This window comes from Micromonospora sp. NPDC047557, from assembly GCF_043205095.1.
In the GTDB taxonomy this organism is placed as follows: domain Bacteria; phylum Actinomycetota; class Actinomycetes; order Mycobacteriales; family Micromonosporaceae; genus Micromonospora.
In genome coordinates this window covers 242,492-264,362 of the sequence record NZ_JBIDDK010000001.1, presented here as the reverse complement: position 1 = coordinate 264,362, position 21,871 = coordinate 242,492, and the positions used below count along the sequence as shown (strand labels likewise).

Genomic DNA, 21,871 nt, shown 5'->3' with positions numbered 1-21,871 from the left:
CGGCCAGAATGATCGGGTGGAGATCCGGTCCGATGATGGTGCCCGGGTGCGGATCCGCCCGGTCGGCTACCAGCCTGGCATCGACCCGCCCGACGATCCCGAGCGGGCCGCGCCGGGATGGCAGGACTGGCTGGTCATCGAGGTGGACGCCCGCACCGCCGACGGCCAGACCTGGTCGCACCACTACCCGAGCCTGCTGGTCGAGGAGGCCCGCGCGCTGGGCAGTTGGCTGCACGGTCAGGCGACGGCGGCCGGCGCCCCGACCCCGCCGCCGGCCATGGTCCGCTTCACCGAGCCCAACCTGGCCCTGCGCACCCGGGCGATCCGCCGCCGCCGGCTGGAGTTGACAGTCGAGTTCTCCGCCGAGTCGCTACCCCCGTGGATGCGCCGGCCGACCAACGCCGTCTATCCGCTGGTCCTCACCGTCTCCGCGGACGCCCTCGCCGTCGCCGCCGACCAGTGGGCCGGGCACTGCGAGGCGTACCCGCCGCGTACCCGGTCGCGGTTTCCGGCCGACGGACCACTGCTCGGCCCCCTGCCCCATCGGCGGCGCGCCGGCTGACCGGGGTACGGTGATCCGCGTCAGCGACGAGAAGGAGGTGAGCCCCGTGAACACCAGTTGTCACGCCTGGGCGCCCTTCTCGTCCGTCCCCCGCAGCTGACGTCTTCGCGTCGGGGAGTGCGCCCTCCTTTATCGGAGGATCAATGTCTGTCTCCCCGTTCCGCATCGACGTGTCCGATGCGGTCCTCGACGACCTGCGGGCCCGACTGGCCCGTACCCGCTTCACCGACCGCAACGGCCACCGACCCTGGCAGGGCGGCACCGATCCCGACTACCTGCGGGACCTGGTCTCCTACTGGCACGACGGGTTCGACTGGCGTGCCCGGGAGGCCGCGCTCAACGCGTACCCCCAGTATCTGGCGCTCGTCGGCGGCCGGAAGCTGCACTTCGTACATGTCCGCGCGGCCCGTCCGGCCGGCACGCCAGCGCCGCCGCCGTTGCTCCTCAGCCACGGTTGGCCCAGCAGCTTCGTCGAGATGCTGCCCCTGGTCGACCGGCTGACCAGCCCTCTCGGCGGCGCGTTCGACGTGGTGGTGCCCTCACTGCCCGGCTTCGGCTACTCGGAGCTGCCCGACGTGCCGCTGACCCGGGCGGTCCTCGCCCGGACGCTGCACGAGTTGATGACCGACGTGCTCGGCTACGAGCGGTACGGCGCCTTCGGCGGCGACGTCGGCGGGGTCGTCACCGGTTGGCTCGGTGCCCTCTATCCAGAGCAGGTGGCCGGCATCCACATGATCCATCCACCGTTCCCGGCCAGCTTCGACGACCGACCGCTGTCGGCGGCCGAGCAGGCGTTTCTGGACGCCGAGGCCGCGTACGACGAAACCGACGGCGGCTACAGCGCCATCATGGGCACCCGGCCGGACACCCTCGCGGCGGCGCTCGCCGACTCCCCGGCCGGGCTGGCCGCCTGGCTCGTCGACAAGTACCGGGACTGGAGCGACAACCGTGGCGACCTGTCGAACAGTTTCGACACCGACACGTTGCTCACGATCATCACGCTCTACTGGGTGACCGGCACGATCGGCTCGTCGTTCCGGCAGTACGTCGACTTCGGCCACAACACCCCACGGCCCGACATCACCGTGCCCGCCGCGTTCACGGTGAGCACCGAACCCTCGCAGGCCAACTTCCCCCGGGAGATCGCCGAGCGGGCCTGCACCGACATCCGGTACTGGAGCGAACCCGGCCGAGGCGGGCACTTCATGCCGCTGGAGGAACCGGACCTGCTCGCCGGTGAGCTGAGGGAGTTCTTCACCTCGCTGCGCTCGTAGGGCTGCCCTCTTCCCGTCCTGACCGGCGGCTGCTCCGGTTCTCCGCCGGAGCGGCCGCCGGCGTCCGTCAATTCTCTCCTTTCGGGCGCAAAGGGAAACATCGATTCGACGAGCGTTGCCTGTCACGTACGTGAGCGGTTGTACCGCGTGTGACCGTGACCGCACTGGCACCTACCTCCTGGCGGCTCGCCTGGGCCGAGCGCGAGAACAAGCGGCGTCAGCGCGCGTACCGCGACGCCAGCGCCGCCTGGCGCCGACGCGGGGACCACCTGGTCCGGCTACGGATCGAAGCCGCCGGGTTCCTCGGGTGTACGCAGCCACGCGCCGGCCTCCCCGTCGACCTCGACGTCGACGAACTCGTCTTCCGGGTCGTACCCGTCGCAGAGCTGGTCGAGGCGGAGGCCCGGCACGTCGCCGGCCTGCCCACGCCCGGCGGCTGCGCCTTCGCCGAGACACCCGACGCGGCCCTGCCGGCGGGCCTGCGGACCGTCGACAGTGGCATGGCCGTCGTGACCAGCCACCGCGTGGCCTTCGCCGGCCGCGAGCACCGGCGCGAGTGGCGGTACGCGGACCTGCGCGGCGTCGCCCACCACCCCGGCGTGCCGGTCACCCTGCTGCACGACGACGGCCGACTCTCCGGGCTGCTGGTCCCGGCCAGCACCGCCGTGAACGTCCGCTTCTATCTCACCCTGGCGGCTGCTTCGGCTGCCGGGGATCGTGCCGCCGTCACCGCGCAGCTCGACGCCCTGCTGGCAGCGCACCAGGCATCCCCGCCCGTGCCCCTGCCGACGGTCGGGCCGGCCGACGCACCACTGACGGCGGTACGCCCCGACCGCCGGGCGCTCGCCGTCGCCGCAGTCGCGGCTGTGGTGTTCGCGGCGCTGGGCCCCGGCGCCGTGGGACCGTCGCAGACCGGCCCCCTGCGACGGGCGGAGGCGGCGACCATCGCGCCCATCGAGCCGGCCGTACGGCACACCAGTGTGCTCGCCCCCTTGCGGGCACCGATCGTCCTGGTGGCACCTCCGGCACCGGTCACGCCCACCCGGCCGCCCGAGCCGGCGCGGGCACCGGCGGCCAGCCCGCCGCAGCCCGTCACGTCGGGCCCGAACGTGGTTGTGGCTGCCGCTCCGGTCCCGACCCCCGCTGCGGTGGCCTCGACCGAGCCGGTGCCCTCCAGCGCTCCCACCCCGTCGGCCAGCGTTCCCACTTCGTCGGCCAGTGCGACGCCGACGTCCGCTCCGACGCCGGCGGCCCCGCCGACGGCAGCTCGGCCCGCCGCGCCGTCCCCGTCACCCACCACGACGCCCGATTCCACGCTGCTGACGGCGTGCCTGGATCCGCTGCTACCGCTGGTGGACCGACTGCTCTGCCCGCCGGCCGGGCCGTGATCGCGGGGCCGTTGCCGTCCCGCCCTTGGGGCTCAGCCTGATCGCCGCTGCCGCCGCCGCTGCGGTGGCTGCCGCGGCTCGGGTCAGGTCGTGGCGCCGAAGTCGGGCAGAGTGAGCGAGCCGTCCGGGCCGAGCGTGAAGCCGGGGTTCCAGGCGATCTCCCAGACGTGACCGTCCGGGTCGGCGAAGTAGCCGGCGTAGCCGCCGTAGAACGTCTCCCGCGCCAGCTGGGTCACCTCGGCCCCGGCCTCGCCCGCGGTGGCCATCACCTCGTCGACCTCCGCGCGTGAGCGGACGTTCTGGGCCAGGGTCATTCCGCCGAAGCCACCCGTGTCCGGGTTGGGGACGTCCGCGTCGGCGGCCAGCTTGTCGCGGCTCCACAGGACGACGGCCAGGCCGCCGGCCTGAAAGAAGACCGTCCCCTCGACCTCCTGGCCGCGCCAGCCGAGGTGCTCGTAGAAGGCCTTGGCGCGTGGCAGGTCCGAGACACCGAGAGTGATCAGGCTGATCCGCTGCTCCATCTTCGTAACCTAACGCGTGATCCCTCGGCAACCGGCCCCGACGTTGCCGGTAGACCAGAGCAATCCAATGTATCTACAATCATCGCTGTTAACGCTCACACTCGTCCCAGTGCTGAGGCAGTGACGCCGTGCCGATGTGACGATCGGCGCGCGCCGGGTGAACGCCCGGCAGCCGGCGGCTGCTCGGTCCGGCCGGCCCCGCTCCCAGACGGTTGCCGGCTGCCCGTGGCGGCCCCACCGGTCGGCCCATGCCCTCGGCCAGCTCGACCAACCCAGGGGAGAAAGCTATGCGAACGAGGGCACGATGGCTCGCAACGCTCGCCGCGCTCGGTGTCGTGATCGCTTCAGTGGTGACACCCACCGGGCCGGCCAACGCGGAATCCAACGGCGGGGTGCGGGTGATGCCGCTCGGCGACTCCATCACCGAGGGCACCCAGGTGCCCGGCGGGTACCGCATCGGGCTCTGGCAGCGTCTCGCCAGCGGCCGGTACACAGTGGACTTCGTCGGATCGCAGTTCAACGGGCCGGCCAGCCTGGGCGACCACGACCACCAGGGGCATCCCGGCTGGCGCATCGACCAGATCGACGCCAACATCGTCGGCTGGCTGAACACCCAACGACCGCAGACCGTCCTGCTGCACATCGGCACCAACGACATCCTGCAGAACTACAACGTGAGCACCGCGCCGAACCGGCTCTCCACGCTTATCGACAAGATCACTGCCACGGTGCCCACCGCCGAGGTGTTCGTGGCGCAGATCATCCCGCTCTCCAACAGCGGACAGGACGCGGCCGCCCGCACCTTCAACGCGGCTATCCCCGGCATCGTCCAGAGCAAGGTCAACGCCGGCAAGCGGGTGCACCTGGTCGACATGCACAGCGCTCTCACCACCGCCGACCTGATCGACGGCGTCCACCCCACCGCCGGCGGCTACGACAAGATGGCCGCCCGCTGGTACAGCGCGTTGCAGTCGGTGCCCGGCAGCATCGGTAACCCGAGCAGCGGCGGCGGCGGACAGAGCACCACGATCGTGGGCACCCGGTCCGGCCGGTGCGTCGACGTCCCCGGCTCCACCACCACCAACGGCACCCAGGTGCAGTTGTGGGACTGCCACGGCGGCACCAACCAGCAGTGGACCTACACGTCCAGCAAGGCGCTGACCGTCTACGGCAACAAGTGCCTCGACGCCGCCGGCTACGGCACCTCCCCGGGCACCCAGGTCACCATCTACGACTGCCACGGCGGGACGAACCAGCAGTGGAACGTCAACGCCAACGGCACCATCACCGGCGTGCAGTCCGGCCTCTGCCTGGACCCGTACAACCAGGGCACCGCCAACGGCACGAAGCTCGTCCTTTGGACCTGCACCGGCCAGGCCAACCAGCAGTGGAGCCGTCGATGAAGCAGCCAACACGGTGGCTGACGGCCGCGCTCGCGCTGGTCCTCGGCTTGGCGCTGGCGACAGCGACACGGGACGCGGCCGCCGCGGACAGCCCGTACCAGCGGGGTCCGGATCCGACCCCGGCCAGCGTCGCCGCCACCCGCGGCCCGTTCGCCACGACACAGGCGACAGTGCCCGCCGGCAACGGCTTCAACGGTGGGTACGTCTACTACCCGACCGACACCAGCCTGGGCACCTGGGGTGCGGTAGCGATCGTTCCCGGCTATTCCGCCCTGTTCGCCAACGAGGAAGCCTGGATGGGCCCCTGGCTGGCGTCCTTCGGGTTCGTGGTGATCGGGATCGAGACCAACAGCCGCACCGACGGCGCCGACGCCCGCGCCACTCAGCTGCTCGCGGCACTGGACTACCTCACCCGAACCAGCCCGATCCGCAACCGGGTCGACCCCAACCGGCTGGGCGTCATGGGCCACTCGGCGGGTGGGGCCGGAACCCTCCTCGCCGCCCTCCGGCGGCCGACCCTGAAGGCGGCGGTCGGCCTCGCACCCGGTACGCCCGGCAACAACCTGAACATGTCCACCACGCAGGTCCCCACCATGCTCCTGTCGGGACAGAACGACGGCACGGTCACGCCCTCCTACGTGCAGGGCATCTACAACACCCTGCCCGCCGGCGTGGAACACGCCTGGGCGGAGCTGGCCGGCAACGACCACCTCTCGTTCACCAGGTCGAACCCCACCGAGATGCGACTCCTGATCCCGTGGCTCAAGACGTTCCTGGACAACGACACCCGCTACACCCAGTTCCTCTGCCCACTGGCCGACAGCACCGGCGTCTCGCGGTACAACGCCACCTGCCCCCTGGTGCCGCCGGACGGGCCAACGTCACCACCCACGACCACCCCGCCGCCCACGTCCACCCCGCCCACGTCCGCCCCGCCCACCACTAGTGCGCCGACCACGCCGCCGCCCTCCGGCGCTGCCTGCACCGCGACGTACCGCACTGTCAACTCGTGGTCCGGCGGCTTCCAGGGCGAGGTCACCGTGACCGCGGGCACCGCCGCCATCAACGGCTGGACCGTCAGGTGGAACCTGAGCAGCGGTCAGAGCATCAGTCAGGTCTGGAACGGCACCCTCAGCACCAGTGGCTCAACGGCGACCGTACGCAACGTCTCCTACAACGGGTCGCTCGCCCCGGGCGGCACGACGAGCTTCGGCTTCCTCGGGTCCGGTACGCCAGCAAACGCGTCACCGACCTGCGCCAGCCCGTGAGCAGTCGTAGGACATAACCGCAGGTCGTACGGCTCCGATCGGAGCCGCCTGTCGATCGCCGCGCCCTCGGCGGCAAGCGTCGAGGTGCGCGGCGAGGCTCGCCTATCCACGTCGGCGCCACGCCGAGTACGCCTCAGTGCCGGCGTAGGGGCGTCAACAAGCTGTCCGATGACGACAACCGGTGGGTGCTCGCGGTGCTCGCCGACTCCAACAGCTGAAACTCCCGCAGCCCTCGAAGGCCATGCATCCGAAAAGGAGTGGCGGACGACTGTAATCTGCACAGCGGGTAGTGAAGACCGCCCGCAAGAGTGATGGGGTGTGCGCCCTGGGCGCTCCAGGCCCAGACGACGGTGGTGTCGAACGTACGGGGGAAACCATGTTCGAGCGGCTGGGCAGATTCGTTGTGGGCAGAGCGTGGTGGGTGATTGCCGGGTGGGTGCTGGCGGCGGCCGCCATCATCCTCACCACACCATCGCTGGGCGACATCACCTCAGCGGATCAGGAGAGCTTCCTGCCCCGCTCGTACGAGTCCGTACAGGCCACCGAGCTCGGGCAGAAGGCGTTTCCGCAGCAGGCCACCGCGACCGCCGTCATCGTGATCAAGCGCGCCGACGGTCAGAAACTCACGCCGGCGGATGAGGCGAGGGTGGGCCAGCTCGCCCAGGCGCTCAAGGCCAAGAACATCCCACACACGTCCGGCTACCTGACCGGTCCGCCAGCTGTGGCGCCGGACAAGTCGGTGCAGATCATCAACGTCGGGCTGGACGCCCCCACCCCCGACGATCCGACGCTGCTCGACGCCGTCCGCGATCTGCGGACGGACATTGGCCCGGAGCTGGCGAACAGTGGACTGTCCGCGGGCGTGGCCGGCGACGTGGCGAGCTTCGTCGACAACGAGGACACCTTCAACAACGCCTTCGCCGTGGTCGGCATCGCGACGATCATCCTGATCATCGGACTGATCCTGATCATCTTCCGCAGCCCCATCGCGGCGCTGCTGCCCGTGGTGGTCGTCGGCGTCGTCCTGAGCATCACGACGGGTCTCGTCGCCGCCGCCGGCAAGGCATTCGACCTCAGTGTCAGCCAGGACCTGCAGACGATCCTGCTGATCGTGCTGTTCGGCATCGGCACCGACTACATCCTGTTTCTGCTCTTCCGCTACCGGGAACGGCTGCGCGCCGGCGACGACAAGCGCACCGCGATGATCGTCACCGTCCAGCGGGTCGGCGAGGTCATCACCTCGGCCGCCGGAGCGGTAATCGTCGCGTTCCTCGTGCTGCTCCTCGCCTCCCTGGGCTTCTTCGGCTCGCTCGGCCCGGCGCTCGCCATCGCGGTCGGCGTCATGCTTGTCACCTCGCTCACCCTCGTCCCCGCAGTCGTCTCCCTGCTCGGCCGGTACGTCTTCTGGCCGTCGAAGGCGTGGCAGCGTACGCCCAAGGCCACCCTGTCCCACCGGCTCGGCACCACCGTCGGGCGCCGGCCGGCACTCGTCGCGGCGATCTCTGGTGTCATCCTGGTCGCGCTCGCCGCAGGCGTGCTGAGCTACAAGGCCGACTACGACTTCAGCGCCGGCTTCCCACAGGACACCGAGTCGGCGAAGGCCGCGCAGGACCTCCAGCGCGGGTTCGCCGCCGGTGCGCTCGCCCCGACCGAGGTCTACCTGACCACCACCAACCGGTCGCCGCTGACCGAGCAACAGGTCAACGACTTTGCTACAGCCGTAGCGAAAGCCCCGGGTGTGGGTCAGGCGCAGCCTCCGGAGCGCAGCACCGACCCGAGTGTGGCCCGGGTCAACCTGCTGCTCAACGAGAACCCGGTCTCCAACAAGGCGATCACCCTCGTCCGCGAGGACCTGCGCGGCGCCGTGCATGCGTCGGCGCCGCCTGGCACCCGGGCGCTGGTCGGCGGGACCACCGCGATCTTCGCGGACATCAACTCGGCGAACAACCGCGACCTGTCGGTGATCCTGCCGGTAGCGGCCGGCCTGATCGCGCTCATCCTCGCGCTGCTGCTGCGCAGCCTGGTCGCGCCGATCTACCTCGTGATCGCGGTGCTGCTCAACTTCGCCGCCACGCTGGGCGCCACCGTCTACCTCTTCCAAGGGCTGCAAGGCGAGCCCGGTGTCACCTTCCAGTTGCCGATCATCCTCTACCTCTTCGTCGTGGCCATCGGGACCGACTACAACATCCTGATGATTGCCCGACTACGCGAGGAAGCGCGGGAGGGCAACGAGCCACATGAGGCAGCCGCCATCGGCGTGCAGCACGCCGGTCCGACGGTCGCGGCAGCAGGACTGATCCTGGCCGGGACGTTCGCGGTGCTGCTGCTCGCGCCGATCTCGTTCCTGCAGCAGATGGGCTTCGCGGTGGCGATCGGCATCGTGCTGTCGGCGTTCGTGATGTCGATGTTCTTCGTTCCCGCGCTGACCGCGCTGATCGGGCACAAGGCGTGGTGGCCGGGGCACGGCGACGAGCGGCCGACCAGCGGGCGACACGCCCGTGCCGCCGGCCAGCCGGGCTAGTGGCACTGCACGGCGGGATTCGAATCGACACGACGATCCCCGACCCACTGCCCTAGCAGCACTAGGCGGCGATGGTGCGGGCGGTGGCGTAGACGTCGGCGGGTAGGGCGTGGTGGAGCCGCCAGAGGATCCGCATCGGCCGGTCGCCGGTGTGCGACTCGTACGTCATGGTGCCGGCGTAGAGGTACGGCGGCGCGCCCAGGTCGCGGTCGGCGATCCGGGTCTCCCGGACGAACAGGTGCACTGTCGAACCGCGCGACGTGTAGCGCTGCCCGGTCGCCGAGGCCGCCGAGGTGGTGCTCTGCGACTCCCACTGGAACAGCGTGTCGGTGATGGCCCGGTCGGCGTACATGGTGGTGGGGGAGTAGTGCGCCTCCGACTTGACCAGGGTGACGAAGAACAGGTCGGCCTGGGCGTCGGGCAACCACTTCACCCCCTCGCGCAGCGAGCCCGGGTTGGGCATCCCGAAGGCGGCGCACGCCTCGTTGCGGCTGTAGCGGGCGTGCACCCGCAGCGGCACGGCACCCGCGGCAGCAGTCGGCGTGACCCGGTGGATGCGATCGCGCAGCACCTCGGCGACCTGCCGCAGCTCGGCGCAGCGCGCCGGCTCCTTCCACAGCCGCGCCAGCCGTTCGTCGCGCGTGGCCAGCGGGGCGTTCGGCCCCCAGAGGCTGAAGTGCAGCATGTCCACCAGGCGGCCGTTGCCCGCGTACACCTGCTGGCCTGGCGCGGGCGGGCCGGCCGCGACCTGGGTCAGCAGCTCCAGCCGGTCGGTGTCGTCGGTGTGCAGCATGCGGCCGATGGCCCGGGCCAACTCCCGGTCATCCGGGCCGGGCGCGGACGTCTCGATGCCGGCGACTCGGCGCAGACCGGTCCAGCCGCCGACGCTGGCCGACCGGTACACGTCCTCGATCTCCAGGCCGGTCTCGCGCAGGAACGTCGTCAGGCTGACGTCCCCGAGTTGCCGCAGCTCGGCCACCAGGCCGGCCTTCGAGGTGGGCAGCGCGCTCTTCAGGTTGGCGAGCACCACCTCCTTTGCCACGCGGTCCAGCTCGACGTGGCAGCCGCTGGGCAGGCTCGGGAAGTCGTCGCGGACCGCCTCGGTGATGGCCCTCCGGCTCACCCCGGTCAGGGCACGCCACCGCAGGTCGAAGCGGAAGTTGGCGTGCTGCCCGCCGATGAAGTCGAGCACCGTCAGGCAGGGCTTGTCGTCGTCAAGGCGCAGGCCGCGGCCGAGCTGTTGCAGGAAGATCGTGGCGCTCTCGGTGGGCCGCAGCATCAGGATCGTGTCGACCATCGGCAGGTCGACGCCCTCGTTGAACAGGTCCACGGTGAAGAGCACCCGCAGCTTGCCCGCCTTGAAGTCCCGCAGCAGCCGCGTCCGGTCGGTGCCTGGCCGCGAGGTCACCGCCGCCGACGCTACGCCGTGCCGGTTGAACCAGTCCGCCATGAACTCCGCGTGCCTGATGCTCACGCAGAACCCGAGCGCACGCATTCGCCCGACATCCACCTTCTCGCGAGCCGCTCGCAACACTGTCCGTGCCCGGGCATGGTCGGCGGTGTAGAGGGTGGTGAGCTCGGACAGGTCGTAGCCTTGGCCGCGCTTCCAGGTGACGTGCGACAGGTCCACGTCGTCGTGCAGCCCGAAATACTGGAACGGCGCGAGCAACTGCCGCTCCAACGCGTCCCACAGGTGCAGCTCAACTGCCGCATGACCGTCGAACCACCGGCGCACGTCGGCGCCGTCGGCCCGGTCGGGAGTCGCCGTGAGCCCCAGGAGTACGCGGGGACGCAGCCGCTCCAACAGCCGCGCGTACGTCGGTGCCTCCGCGTGGTGGAACTCGTCCACGATCACCATGTCGTACGCCTCAGGGTCGACCTCGCGGCGGTGCAGCGACTGGATGGAGGCGAAGACGTGCTTCCAGCCGTTCGGCCTCTCGCCCGCGACCAGCATCTCGCCGAAACTGCCGTCCCCGATCACCTGCCGGAACGTCGACAGGCTCTGCCGCAGGATCTGCTCCTGATGGGCAACGAAGAGCAGCGAGTCCACTCCGTTGTTGCGTCGCAGCCGGCGGTAGTCGAGGGCGGCGACGACGGTCTTGCCGGTGCCCGTCGCCATCACGACGAGGTTGCGCCAGCGCCCGTGCACCAACCGCTCGGCGTCCAGGTCGGCCAGGATCTCCGCCTGATACGGGTACGGGCGCACGTCCAGGTTCGAGATCTCGGTCGGTGCGCCGTCGCGACGCTCCCCGGTGAGTGCGTGCCGCAGCCGCTCGGCGTCCCGTTCCGTGTCGTACGCCTCGAACGCCGGATCGTTCCAGTAGTCCTCGAACGTCGCCGTGAACGTGTCGATGACGTGCGGCTGCTCGATATTCGAGATGCGGACGTTCCACTCCACGCCGTCCACCAGGGCGGTCTTCGACAGGTTCGACGAGCCGACGTACGCGGTGGTGGTGCCGTTGTGGCGGCGGAACAGCCACGCCTTGGCGTGCAGTCGAGTGGTCCGCGTCTCGTACGACACCTTGATCTCGGCGCCCAACTCCTTCAGCCGGTCGAGCGCTCGCTGATCTGTCGCGCCGAGGTAGGTGGTGGTGATGACGCGGACCTTGCCACCTCGGGCGATCAGCTCGCGGATAGCCGGCTCGACGATGCGCAGGCCGTACCACTTGATGAACGCGCAGAGCAGGTCGACGCTCTCGGCCGATGCCATCTCGTGGTTGACCTCGTGGCCGATACGGGGCTGGTGACGGCCGTTGACCAGTAGGGCACCGGTGGAGAGGGGAGTGGTGGGGCGCTGCGGGAAAGTCGGCTCCGCGGGAGGGGTCGGCGGAGCGGCGATGGCGTGGAGCAGGTGCTTGGCGTCGGTTACCTGGTCGTCGTCGGTCGCCGCCTTTGGGCTCAGGGAGGCGATGGCGTCGGCGATGCGGTTCGCCATTTCGACCTGGTGGTGGAGCTTGTCGTCGCCGCCGGGGACGGCCTGAAGGGCGCGGGCGGCCAGGGTGGCGATGTGCCGGGCGAGGGTGTGGTGCGCGTCGGCTGGGTCGAGCTTGTGCTGCTGGATCAGGGCGGGGTCGACGTGCTGGAGTTGGTCGGCCAGCTCGCGAGTGATCAGCTGCTCGTAGATACCCCGGCCAAGGTCAACCATTAGAGCAAGCTATCCGATTTGCGCCGAAAACGCAGCCCGGTGGGTATTGATTTCTCCGATATTCTCATAGGTCATGTCTCTCGCGGCGTCGGTAGTAACAGGTCTGGCTGGAGCAGGCGCCTCCTTCTTCTGTCGGGAGCCCGACACCTCTGGACAGAGTGGATCAACGACTCATAAGATGGATCTCTTGCTGCTTTCAAGAACGTGTAGATTCGGTCGACGTGATGACGCCGTGTGAGGGGTTCCATCTACGTGAAAGACAACCTCTTGCTGCTGGCTGCCACGGCGCTGTGCCTAATTATTCTGATTTGTCTGGCAACCCTTTCTCGCATGTTTGCCGCTGCTGTGCGAGGTGGGGTAAGGCTGGCTAGGAATTTTCCGAACGGTTACGATGAGGCAACCCCATTGCCAGTCTCTAGGCAAGTGGATGTCGTTATTGACAACCTCGCAAAAATGTATCCCTATAGGGTTTCGCAAGGCGAAGCGCCTGGGATGGACATGTCGGAGCCCGTCCGGTGTAGGCCTCGGCTTTACGGCGAGGCGGTAATTCAGATTTCGGCACATTATCGACGTGGCAGAACGGTCTCGCTTGACTGTGGCGGACTGCCTCAGGGCGAAGTTATCAGGGTTGCTGATTTTTGTAGCGGGCTGTCGGCCTCCTCGGGTGGTTGGGTTCTCCGGGTGGCGGATTTTGTAGTGCTTTTAACGCCTGGCACTGGCGATCATCGGTCCTGAAGGGATCGCGAAAGCGGGGAGGTATAACGATGGCGGGGAAAGATGATGAGCGCGACCCTTCAGTCGAGGAATCGGCGGACAGCAGCGCAGCGCAATACAGGGGGAATGACCGACTGCTGCTGCTGACTCACCAGGTCCGCGAGACCGAGCATCGCCTCGCTGTTGCACGGAGTCGGAAGTCGTGGTCGAACGTATCGATGCTGCTAGGTCCGCTCCTCGGAGTTGTCCTGTACATGCTCTATTGGATTCCGGGAATACCGGAAGTGGTGCTTGAAGCTGTATACCTTCCGGCTATCCCGGTTGCCATCGCTTTCTGTATCGCATCGTATTACCTCAAGACGCATGCAGGTTATCCGGAGAGGTTGCCTAGCGGGAAGGTGGAATATCTAAAGGAGGGCGATCTAGAGCTCAAGCTGGCTCGGCAGAGAGATAATCGCAAGCATTTTCTGGCGCGTGTCGATACTGATACCAAAGTGAGGCGCATCGCGTACAAGGAGGATGCCTTCTTTGATATCGACCGACTCCGGCTTGAGAGTAAGGGATACAGGCGGTTTAATAACATATTGCAAGGCGTCTTGATTATTGGTTCCATAGCTGCTACTGGAGCGGCCGGGTTGGTTGCGGAGTTCAACTTTTTGCGGTGGGTCACTCTCGGCCTCACGCTGGCTGTAGGTATCTCAAGCGGTTTTATGGGCTATTATAAATACAAGGAGCGGAGCTTTTACCTACAGCAAACCGCAGATGCCATCGAAAATGAATGGGAAGCTGTCGAAGTTGGTGTCGGACGCTACAAGCGGTTCGGAGAGGATCAGGAGGGGGAGGCTCTGGCTGAGTTTGTGGAGGAAGTGCACCGCCTGAAGTCCGAACAGAAGAAGCGTCAGCAGAATCTGGAGCAGCCTCCCGAAGCCCGGAACCCAAGCGAATGAAGCGACGGAACCAGCAGAAACCTACCCTTGGCTCTCCTCCCTTCGTGCGGGCTGGTGTAGGCGTTGTTTCCATTGCCGTCGGGCGTCCGTCTTCGCGGGGGACCCGAAGGAGTTGTGCCAAGTGCGCCCGCCGGTCCCGCCCGTGAAGACCAGCGCAGCTCGATTGTCGACAGAGATTGCCTTCTAGGGCCGTCGAGCCAAGCGCGCGGCCTCGATGGCGACGTCCCACCGATCCCGCCCGGCCGGGTTCAGCGCCCTTCCGTCGGCCACGGCAACACCCGCACCGCGCAGCACCGTCAAGTGGCCCAGGTAAGCCGGATGGGCGGCCAGTTCCGGCTTGACGTGCGGAAAGGCAACGATCGGTAGGCCCGCCCCGAGCGACTCGTTGAGGACTCCAAGCGCCAACGTGTCGTTGATGCCGAGCGCCCACTTCGTCACCGTGTTGAACGTGACCGGTGCGGCCAGCACCAGATCAGCCGGCGGGTGTGGCTCGGGATCGCCGGGCATCCGCCACTCGACGCGTACGAGGTAGCCGGTCTTGGCTTCCAACGCCGCCCGGTCAAGCCATGGCGCGGCCGTGGGGCTGACGATCATGCAAACGCGCCATCCGTCGGCGATCAGCAGGTCGACCAGTTCGTCGATGTGCTCCGCCGGACCTGCGGCGCAGACGACCAGATACAGCACCGGGCGTTCGGTCATGCCCGCAGTCTGCCGGACTTGGCTGCCGTCTGATCGGGCGCCGGGGCGTTCGGCTGTCGTCGCGTCTCTCACAGCTTGTCGCGCACGTCCTGAACGTCGATGAGCTGTCCGGCTCCGATGAACCGGCGGGCAACCAACAGGCCCGCCTCGTGTGCGGGTTGTCCGCCGTGGCTGGCGGACGCGTCCGTCACGAACCACGGTGTCAGGTCACGTTCGAAGGCATCGACCGCTGACTTCAACACGCAACTCTCCGTCGCTACACCACAGAACAGCAGGTCGGTCCATCCCTCCTGTTCCGTCAGGGCAGCGCCATCGAATGAAAAGTACGAGTAGATCTTCTTGTCGATCACCGCTCTGGCGCGGCTCGCATGTTCCGCCAGCTCGGGCACGATCTCCGTCTCGGGAGGATGCTGCACCGAGGACCAATGGATCAGTCGTTCGAATGGGCTGCCGGGGTAGTTGTGGTAGCGAGTGAACACCACCGGCCGCCCGGTCGCCTCCCAATGCTCGACCAGCTCGACGACCTTCGGGATGACGCCGCGGCTTCGATCGTTGATGAAGCCGTTCTGCATGTCGATGACGATCAGCGCGGCGTGTCTCTCGCTCATTCGTCGACTCTGCCACTCAACGCCGCAGTCTCGCGAAGGGCGACCTGCGCCTGCATCAGACGTGCCGGTAGGCCGCTCGTTGAGAGCGTCGCCTCGCGCATCATGCAGTGCTGCGCTGTCTCGCGCGCCCTGGCTGTCGTCAATCGGGAGTGGGCAGCGCGCAGAAAACGCCAGCCGAACTCTGGCGGCATGACCGGGTCTCGTCCGTCTTCGACCTGGCGTTCGATGTGGCGGCAGTAGGCCCAGAGCATCTGCACGTCCACCTCACAGGACACCAGGTCGTCAACCATGAGCGCCCGCTCGGGTGACAGGGCGTGGTAGGCCACGCCTGCCCAACTGGCATAGCCGACCGAGACTCCCTGCACACCAAAGGGCTGAAGGGAGGGCTGATCGAAGCCTTCGGCTAGCAATCGGCGCTCGACGTGGTCACCCACTGGTTCGGGAAGGGACAGTGCCTGACGGTTGACCAGCACGGACGGCAGGCTCATCAGGCGCAGGGCGTTCTCAAGTTCGTCGCCGGTCCATGCCGATTCCTCCAGGACGTACATCGACAGCACATACTCGGGCCCGACGTGAGCGGACGACGGAAGACGTAAGAGAAGCCTCGTAACCTGCTCGGCAGCCCAGGGTACGTCGTTCTCGTAGCTGGCGTATCGCCATGCCGCCAGGGCGGCCAGAGTAGGAAAGTGCAGTTTCTGCGCGATGTGCAGTACTACGACACCGCAGGCGAAGACGTGAGCGATACACGTTCCCCCGGGGTGTGGCAACCCCGCGACTGCGACGTCCAGCCACTCGTGATGACGTGGCTGGAAGGCTCCTTGCGCCATCAACTCCGCGGCTGCGGCTGCACCCACGTAGGCCGGTATGAACTTGTGGGACTGGACCCGGTAGCCCGTACTGACGGTGCTGAGCTGTGGAACGGCTCTGCTGGTGGCGCTGACGAACCGATCTGCCACCTGACTGCCGGCTCTGCTCAGCATGGTGTCCAGAGCGGCCTGCATCTCCGGCCGAGGGTGAACCGCTTCTCGGCCTGCCTCCCACTTGGAGACGGTGCGCTCACTGACACCGAGGTTCTCCGCGAAGTCGCGAATGCTCATCCGCAGCGCTTGTCGCAGCGCACGGGTTTCGCGACCTGTCCACGCCTCGACAGTCGGCAAAGCTCTCGCCTCCCATCGCATCATGGCGCTTCGGGCAGCCTATCGGCTCCCGGTGCAGCGCAGGTACAGCGCAGATACAGCGAGTAGTCATACCGGGAAGCCGAGGGCCTGGCCAGGGTGGACGCATGGCCCGGGGCGGGTGCTGGCTCCGGAGCTGCGCTGGCCCTCAACGGCGCAGCCCCGCACCCGCCCGCCCCGGCGCCACTTGATCCGTCGACGTCTCGGAGCCGCCATGACCACCCCTGAGCAACCCACGACACCGGCCAACCTGGTCGCCCGCTGGCTGCGCCTGGTCGCGGCGGACGCGGAGCTGTCGCCGTACCTCATCGGGGTTGATCTGGGCCGGCTCGCCGCGCACCTGGTGACCGTGCTCGACGGGAACGCAACCCAATGGTGCGGCCTGGGGCTGTCGGAGGCGCAGCATCGGCGGGTCGTCGACTACCTGGAGGGCGTCCTGAGGGCGGCCGAGCTGCCGGACGGCCGGATTGCCCAGGTCAGGCGGGCGTTCGAGGTGGCCGCATGAGCCTCGCCGCCGCTTGGGCGTCGGTCGACGACCGGGCGGCCGCCGACTTCTGGTGCACCCTGGAGGACCGCTGCCCCGGGCTGCTGCCGCAGCGCGAGGCGTCGCTGTTCTTCGCCGCGCTTGGCGGTCTCGTGGCCGGCGATGACGACCGGGCGGGCCGCGCGGCGCTGCTCATGGTGCTCGGCCGCGCGTACCGCCGCTACGACCTGCTCCCACACGCCACCACCATCGGCGACGCGCTGCTCGCCGCCCTGGCCCGGCACGCGCCGCATCCCCTGTGGACGACCGTCGGGGAGCGCGCCGTGGACCGCGCCACGCACGCCGTCCGTCGCGCCGCCGCCCGCGTCGGCGACGGCCCGGCCTGGTGGCCCGCCCAGGTGATCGGCCACGAACGGCCGTCGCCCGGCATCGCCATCCTCACGGTACGTCCCTGGCGGCGGCTGCCCCACCACCCCGGCCAGGCCGTCCCCGTCTGCACACCACGCCTGCCCGGCCGCTGGCGCTGGCTCTCGCCGGCCAACCTCCCACGCGCCGACGGCACCGTCGAGCTGCACGTCCGCGCCATACCCGCCGGCGCCCTCTCCCACCGCCTGGTCCATGAGGTACGCCCCGGAGAGCTGCTCTGGCTCGGCCCACCCGGCAACACCGGCCTACGCCTCGACCCGACGCGTACCGGCGATCTGCTGCTCGTCGCCGGTGGCACCGGTCTGGCGCCGCTGCGCGCCCTGGTCGAACAGGTCGCCGCCGCACCAGACGGCCGGCAGGTGACCCTGGTCGTCGGCGTCCGCGCTTTCATCGACCTGTACGACGCGATAGCCCTCGACAAGCTGCAATGCGCACACGACTGGCTGACGATCGTGCCGGCGTTCTCCGATGACCCCTGGGCGGAGCCGGCCGAGCAGGGCGACGCCCTCACCATCGCCCTCGACCACCACCAGCCCGACCAGGAGGTCTACCTCTGCGGCCCACCCGCGATGCTGGCCGCTGCGCGACCACGGCTGTTCGCTCTCGGTGTCCCCGCCGCCCGCATCCACCTGCCCGCGAGCTTCACCCGCTGATGGCCGTCCACCGCAGTCGACACACCCTGACCGGGCCGCTCACCCCCGACCGGGTCGCTTGCTTGACCTTCTTCGGTCGGGAGGCATAGGGGGCAAGGCAAGGCCTGCCCTGCCGCAACAGTTGCTACTGCCTCCCACGTCGGGGTCACCCGAGCAGCTCTTCAAGGACCGGTTGGGTGCCGGTGATGGCGAGGTGCGCGTTAAGGCCCATTCGGGCACCACGAGCCGAGCGTGTCGGTCCAACTATTCGGTACCACCGCACAAATGATCAAGGCCCTGGGTTGGCTGATTGCTGAGTATGGTCAACCGTCCAGGCGATGGCCCATTCAGGATCGGACCACCCAGGGTGTTCCTGTGCAACCCAATCCGTCACCTGACGCGGGCAATGGTTACCCGCAGCCATCGGACCCGACTCAGCCGATCTCACCGACCGCGTCGTACCCGACCGCGCCCGGCCAATATCCACCGCCGCAGGCCGCGCCGTATTCCGGTCCGCCCGCCGTTCATCCGCCGCAGTCGGCTGTGCCGTACTCGGGCCCGCCGGTGGGTTACCCGCCGCAGTCGGCTGTGCCCTACTCCGGCCCTCCGGCCGCGTATCCGCCGGGGCCGTACGCGCCCCAACCGCCGATTCCGCCCCACCAGGCATACCCGTACCCGGCCCAGCAGGCGCCCTATCCACCGCAGTTCGCCGCGCCGATGCCTCCACCCGTCTACACCAGGGAGTACATCGGCACCGGGTTCCACGTAGCCCACATCACGCTCTCCGTGCTCACCGGTGGATGCTGGCTGCCGGTATATGGCTTGCTCTACTACAAGAAGTCTCGACCGAAGACCGTGACCACCTACGGGCGGTGACGTCGAGTCATTTGCCTCCGGCGGTATGACGATGGGCATCCCCGGCGCTGACGGGATCACGGAAACGGATTCGCATCGGTAGCGTTCGGGGATGCCCGATGCCGTAGATCTGCTGGCCGACTTCACCGCACCGCAGCCATACACCAGGGACACGGTTGCCCGCGCTCCCCGCTCACCCGGCGTGCATGTGGTCCTGGAGCGCGGTGTGGTCATCTATGTGGGACGAACGAAAAATCTGCGGGATCGCCTTCGGCAGCATCTGACCGGAGACCGAATCGCGTCGGTCCTGCACGAACAGGTCGGCCACGAAATCGATAAGCGGGGCACCGAGGCGACCGCCTCCGACGTTGCGGACTGGTTGGCTCAGCGCGAGGTCCGCTGGCACGAAACCGACAACCCGGAGGGCGCGAAGGAATCCCTGGTAGTGGCCTTGAAACCCCGCTTCAACCGACAGGTCCCCAAGTAACGAGGATGCGTCGGGAGCAGAAGGGGCACCGTTAAGCGTCGAGGTGACGCCGGATCTGAACGCTTCCGGTCGATGACACGACGTAGTCGATTTGGAAATAATGCCTGGTCAGGCGGCTACCTAATGGCCCCTGCGAGCCTGGCATCCGCAGCGGTCCCCGGTCTGGTGCGGGTCTCCGCCACCAGCGTCAGCAACTCCGCAGACTTCCACAGCGCCACAGCGCCACAGCGACCTGCCCATCGGAAGGTGCTGACCGGCGCGGGCTACGAGCTGAACGGTGTCACCGGTGAGGGCATCGTGGACGGCTCCCGCCCCAACGGTGGTCCCGCGACCGCCCCGACGTCGGCCGCCACGGGTGCGTACGAAAAGGACGCGTTCGCCGGCAACTGGTCCGACACGGCGTACGCCATCTGCGCCACGGCGTAGCAGTCACTCATCCGGTGTGGCCGCCCCGCGCGTTCGCGGGGGGCCAGACCGTTGACCGGCAGCTCAGGAGCCACCCTGGCGCTGGACCCGTCCATCGCCGGAGACCTTGGCTCGACCCATGTCCCGCTCAGTGCCAGCGGGGCCGGTCGCGGTACGGCGGTGCCGTTGGTCGGGCGAGTGCTCCACCGTTGAACCCTGACGGCCCGGAGCGCCGCTGCCCGGATGGCGCCGGCCTCGTGCCGACTCGCCGCCGCTGTCGTGTTTGTTCTGCTTGTGGCTACCCATGCACCGCGCGTACCCGGTCACCCGGCGGCTAGTCACGAGCCACCCGGCGAACGTCAGCCGTCCGGTGTCCGTGAGGTGGGCAGGAGCGGGGTCGATCGTGGCAGTCGCTCGCGTTGCTCCAACGGGAGCCATTCACCCTTGGGGCCGAGCAGTTCGATGAGCTCGACGAGTTCGTTCTGCAGGCGTACCAGCCGCTCATTTCCGCGGTGGCCTTGGGCTTCCACGTCGTCCACCTCCGCCAGGGGGTGGGTGAACCAGGATGCGAACCTCGGGTCGGTTTCGAGGCGGTCGCAGAAGGCCGCTCAGTCCGGTACGTCACCGCGACGCTGATCAGCGACACGGTGGCGGACACCACTGCGATGACGATTTCTGGCCCATGCCGAACAGACTGCGTGGTCCCGTCGCCGGGGGATGCGTTCGACTCGCCGACCTGACCGTGCGGAAGATGCGCGGAGGGCAGGCAGACGCTCGATACCGCGATATGGCGTCAGCGGACGGCGTGCACGAGTGCCCGACCGTAGCGTCCGAACGGCGTAGGCCCAACCGCGCGACCTGAGGGAGGTAGCCATGCAGAGGCCGTTACCGGGGGAGCAGGCCCCGATCACCGTGAAGCTGGACCAATGGCGGGCGGGGTTGCCGCCGGACGCCTGGCCGGACACCTTTCCGATGAGCGGCGACGTCTGGCGGCGCGACGTCTTCGCCGTTGCCGATGCGTACCGAGCCAGCAACGCCAGCGCGCGGCAACTGCTGACCGCGGTGCTGGTCTGGGGCTACGGCCCCATCGGGTACGGGCCGTGGCGCGCCGCCAGGTCGCTCGGCGCCGACCCCGATGGCAAACGCCTGGCGTACGCGCTTGAGGAGGTGTCCGCATCAGCACCCAGCGAGGCCGCGTTGCGCACCGCGTACCGCCGCTTCCGCGACCCCAACCACGCTCGCCTGCCGTGGTTGGGGCCGGGGCTGTTCACGAAGGTCCTCTACTTCGTCGGCTACCGGCGAGGGGCTGGCGGTGTGCAGCCGTTGATCCTCGACCGCGTCGTGGCCAGCCGTCTCCCCAGCGAGGCCGGCGTCGGTCGTCATTCCGGCTGGCTGTCCGAGGAGTGGCTCGCGTACCTGCGCTGGGCGGCCGAGCAGGCACAGGTCAGAGGCGTTGAACCGGACGCGGTCGAGATGGCTGTCGTGCACGACGCCGAGGCGGCTACGCCATAGCGCGCAGGCGCTCGTCGAGGGCGTCGAGGTCGGGCACGAACCAGATGTGCCCGGCCTGGTTCGACTCGTGCACCAGGGCCCGTAGCGCCGAGCTGCCATCCAGGTGCGTCGAGATGTCACCGACGACGACCAGGCGCAGCCGGTAGTTGACGAACTTCTGCATCACCTCGCCGGCGAAGCGGGTGCCCAACGAGAAGAAGCGTTCGTCGAGTCGGTTGGCCGGCACGGCGACCACCTGCGCGCCGGCGAAGGCCGCGCCGATCAGGTCCAGCGCGTCCTGCTCGGTGGCGACGGTCGGGCCGGCCGGGTCGCAGACCAGCACCGGCACTCCGGCGCGTTCCTGGATCTCGTCAGGCATCGTGGACCTCCCGGTGGAGTAGGCCGTTGTCGGCATTGAGGACGGCGTCGAGCAGGTGCAGCACCTCGGCGGTGCCGGCGGGATCACCGAGGATGATGATCTTCAGGCGGCGGCGGTCATCGTCGTGCACGGTCTGCACCCGCAGCGGCCGGGCCGGGTCGTGCCCGGTGTTGATGCTGGCCAGCACGAGCGTGCCGAGCCGGTCGGCGGCGGCCCGGTCGACACCGTCGATCTGCACGATGCTCGACACCTCGGCCTGGCTGGCCGCGGTGGCGGCGGGCGGCCGTCCGGTGAGCGCGTCGAGATCGCTGGCGGCGATCCGGTACTGCTTGCCGATCCGCACGGCGCGCAGCCGGCCGGAGCGGATGTAGCCGCGCACCGTCCGTACGTGCAGGCCGAGCCGGTCGGCAACCTGTTCAACCGAGTACATTTCTTCCGTCATCGTTCCCTATCCTAACCTGATAGGGAAGGATACGGACTCATGGGA

The 21,871-nt window shown here is 68.5% G+C and carries 22 protein-coding genes; 14 read left to right on the top strand and 8 right to left on the bottom strand.

What is annotated here, in order from left to right:
• Positions 1 to 16: 16 nt before the first annotated feature.
• The 3 genes from ACGGAQ_RS01165 to ACGGAQ_RS01155 all read left to right on the top strand — a co-directional run bounded on the left by ACGGAQ_RS01165 (position 17) and on the right by ACGGAQ_RS01155 (position 3,224).
• Positions 17 to 562 (top strand): hypothetical protein, encoded by a 546-nt coding sequence (locus ACGGAQ_RS01165; protein ID WP_393043485.1) that lies wholly within the window; start codon positions 17 to 19, stop codon positions 560 to 562.
• Positions 563 to 705: 143 nt separating this feature from the next.
• Entirely contained in the window at positions 706 to 1,836 is a 1,131-nt protein-coding gene (locus tag ACGGAQ_RS01160) for an epoxide hydrolase family protein (RefSeq protein WP_393043483.1), read from the top strand.
• Between the two features lie 155 nt (positions 1,837 to 1,991).
• Entirely contained in the window at positions 1,992 to 3,224 is a 1,233-nt protein-coding gene (locus ACGGAQ_RS01155; protein WP_393043481.1) for a hypothetical protein, read from the top strand.
• 83 nt (positions 3,225 to 3,307) lie between these two features.
• Here ACGGAQ_RS01155 and ACGGAQ_RS01150 read toward each other — a convergent pair whose 3' ends face one another.
• Positions 3,308 to 3,745 (bottom strand): VOC family protein, encoded by a 438-nt coding sequence (locus ACGGAQ_RS01150; RefSeq protein ID WP_393043479.1) that lies wholly within the window; start codon positions 3,743 to 3,745, stop codon positions 3,308 to 3,310.
• Between the two features lie 287 nt (positions 3,746 to 4,032).
• Here ACGGAQ_RS01150 and ACGGAQ_RS01145 point away from each other — a divergent pair, with 287 nt between their 5' ends.
• The 3 genes from ACGGAQ_RS01145 to ACGGAQ_RS01135 all read left to right on the top strand — a co-directional run bounded on the left by ACGGAQ_RS01145 (position 4,033) and on the right by ACGGAQ_RS01135 (position 8,937).
• Complete coding sequence (locus ACGGAQ_RS01145) at positions 4,033 to 5,148, top strand: RICIN domain-containing protein (protein ID WP_393043477.1); 1,116 nt, start codon at positions 4,033 to 4,035, stop codon at positions 5,146 to 5,148.
• A complete protein-coding gene (locus ACGGAQ_RS01140) occupies positions 5,145 to 6,416 on the top strand; it encodes a cellulose binding domain-containing protein (protein ID WP_393043475.1) in 1,272 nt (423 codons plus the stop codon). The genes ACGGAQ_RS01145 and ACGGAQ_RS01140 overlap by 4 nt, the downstream gene beginning before the upstream one ends.
• A 421-nt stretch (positions 6,417 to 6,837) precedes the next feature.
• Positions 6,838 to 8,937: an MMPL family transporter gene (locus ACGGAQ_RS01135; protein ID WP_393043473.1), complete on the top strand. Its 2,100-nt coding sequence runs from the start codon at positions 6,838 to 6,840 to the stop codon at positions 8,935 to 8,937.
• 61 nt (positions 8,938 to 8,998) lie between these two features.
• Here ACGGAQ_RS01135 and ACGGAQ_RS01130 read toward each other — a convergent pair whose 3' ends face one another.
• A complete protein-coding gene (locus ACGGAQ_RS01130) occupies positions 8,999 to 12,082 on the bottom strand; it encodes a DUF3427 domain-containing protein (protein ID WP_393043471.1) in 3,084 nt (1,027 codons plus the stop codon).
• 330 nt (positions 12,083 to 12,412) lie between these two features.
• On the opposite strand from ACGGAQ_RS01130, the gene ACGGAQ_RS01125 reads away from it, so the two are divergent.
• Both ACGGAQ_RS01125 and ACGGAQ_RS01120 read left to right on the top strand, forming a co-directional pair.
• A complete protein-coding gene (locus ACGGAQ_RS01125) occupies positions 12,413 to 12,817 on the top strand; it encodes a cell division protein SepF (protein WP_393045605.1) in 405 nt (134 codons plus the stop codon).
• A gap of 29 nt (positions 12,818 to 12,846) precedes the next feature.
• Positions 12,847 to 13,743, top strand: a complete 897-nt coding sequence (locus ACGGAQ_RS01120) for an SLATT domain-containing protein (protein WP_393043469.1) — start codon at positions 12,847 to 12,849, stop codon at positions 13,741 to 13,743.
• Between the two features lie 183 nt (positions 13,744 to 13,926).
• Here ACGGAQ_RS01120 and ACGGAQ_RS01115 read toward each other — a convergent pair whose 3' ends face one another.
• From ACGGAQ_RS01115 to ACGGAQ_RS01105, 3 genes are all read right to left on the bottom strand, one after another.
• Entirely contained in the window at positions 13,927 to 14,442 is a 516-nt protein-coding gene (locus ACGGAQ_RS01115) for a flavoprotein (protein WP_393043467.1), read from the bottom strand.
• Positions 14,443 to 14,510: 68 nt separating this feature from the next.
• Positions 14,511 to 15,050 (bottom strand): isochorismatase family cysteine hydrolase, encoded by a 540-nt coding sequence (locus ACGGAQ_RS01110; RefSeq protein WP_393043465.1) that lies wholly within the window; start codon positions 15,048 to 15,050, stop codon positions 14,511 to 14,513.
• On the bottom strand, positions 15,047 to 16,228 hold the full coding sequence (locus ACGGAQ_RS01105; RefSeq protein ID WP_393045603.1) for a helix-turn-helix domain-containing protein: 1,182 nt from the start codon (positions 16,226 to 16,228) through the stop codon (positions 15,047 to 15,049). The genes ACGGAQ_RS01110 and ACGGAQ_RS01105 overlap by 4 nt, the downstream gene beginning before the upstream one ends.
• 211 nt (positions 16,229 to 16,439) lie before the next feature.
• Here ACGGAQ_RS01105 and ACGGAQ_RS01100 point away from each other — a divergent pair, with 211 nt between their 5' ends.
• The 5 genes from ACGGAQ_RS01100 to ACGGAQ_RS01080 all read left to right on the top strand — a co-directional run bounded on the left by ACGGAQ_RS01100 (position 16,440) and on the right by ACGGAQ_RS01080 (position 19,535).
• On the top strand, positions 16,440 to 16,730 hold the full coding sequence (locus ACGGAQ_RS01100) for a hypothetical protein (protein WP_393043463.1): 291 nt from the start codon (positions 16,440 to 16,442) through the stop codon (positions 16,728 to 16,730).
• The gene (locus ACGGAQ_RS01095) at positions 16,727 to 17,788 is read left to right on the top strand and encodes an FAD-binding oxidoreductase (RefSeq protein WP_393043461.1); all 1,062 of its coding nucleotides are present in this window, start codon (positions 16,727 to 16,729) and stop codon (positions 17,786 to 17,788) included. Before ACGGAQ_RS01100 ends, ACGGAQ_RS01095 begins: the two co-directional genes overlap by 4 nt.
• A gap of 264 nt (positions 17,789 to 18,052) precedes the next feature.
• A complete protein-coding gene (locus ACGGAQ_RS01090) occupies positions 18,053 to 18,643 on the top strand; it encodes a hypothetical protein (RefSeq protein WP_393043459.1) in 591 nt (196 codons plus the stop codon).
• A 91-nt stretch (positions 18,644 to 18,734) separates the two neighbouring features.
• A complete protein-coding gene (locus tag ACGGAQ_RS01085; RefSeq protein ID WP_393043457.1) occupies positions 18,735 to 19,109 on the top strand; it encodes a GIY-YIG nuclease family protein in 375 nt (124 codons plus the stop codon).
• A 246-nt stretch (positions 19,110 to 19,355) separates the two neighbouring features.
• Positions 19,356 to 19,535, top strand: a complete 180-nt coding sequence (locus tag ACGGAQ_RS01080; RefSeq protein WP_393043455.1) for a hypothetical protein — start codon at positions 19,356 to 19,358, stop codon at positions 19,533 to 19,535.
• A gap of 338 nt (positions 19,536 to 19,873) precedes the next feature.
• Here the strand turns inward: ACGGAQ_RS01080 and ACGGAQ_RS01075 are convergent, their stop codons facing one another.
• On the bottom strand, positions 19,874 to 20,044 hold the full coding sequence (locus ACGGAQ_RS01075) for a hypothetical protein (RefSeq protein ID WP_393043453.1): 171 nt from the start codon (positions 20,042 to 20,044) through the stop codon (positions 19,874 to 19,876).
• Positions 20,045 to 20,387: 343 nt separating this feature from the next.
• Between ACGGAQ_RS01075 and ACGGAQ_RS01070 the strand changes: the two genes are divergently transcribed.
• Entirely contained in the window at positions 20,388 to 21,026 is a 639-nt protein-coding gene (locus ACGGAQ_RS01070; protein WP_393043451.1) for a hypothetical protein, read from the top strand.
• Here ACGGAQ_RS01070 and ACGGAQ_RS01065 read toward each other — a convergent pair.
• Positions 21,016 to 21,384 carry a DUF4180 domain-containing protein gene (locus ACGGAQ_RS01065; RefSeq protein WP_393043449.1) on the bottom strand — a complete coding sequence of 123 codons (369 nt, stop codon included), beginning with the start codon at positions 21,382 to 21,384 and terminating at the stop codon, positions 21,016 to 21,018. The two genes, ACGGAQ_RS01070 and ACGGAQ_RS01065, sit on opposite strands and share 11 nt — an antisense overlap.
• Entirely contained in the window at positions 21,377 to 21,826 is a 450-nt protein-coding gene (locus tag ACGGAQ_RS01060; protein ID WP_393043447.1) for a helix-turn-helix domain-containing protein, read from the bottom strand. Before ACGGAQ_RS01060 ends, ACGGAQ_RS01065 begins: the two co-directional genes overlap by 8 nt.
• Positions 21,827 to 21,871 lie beyond the last annotated feature (45 nt).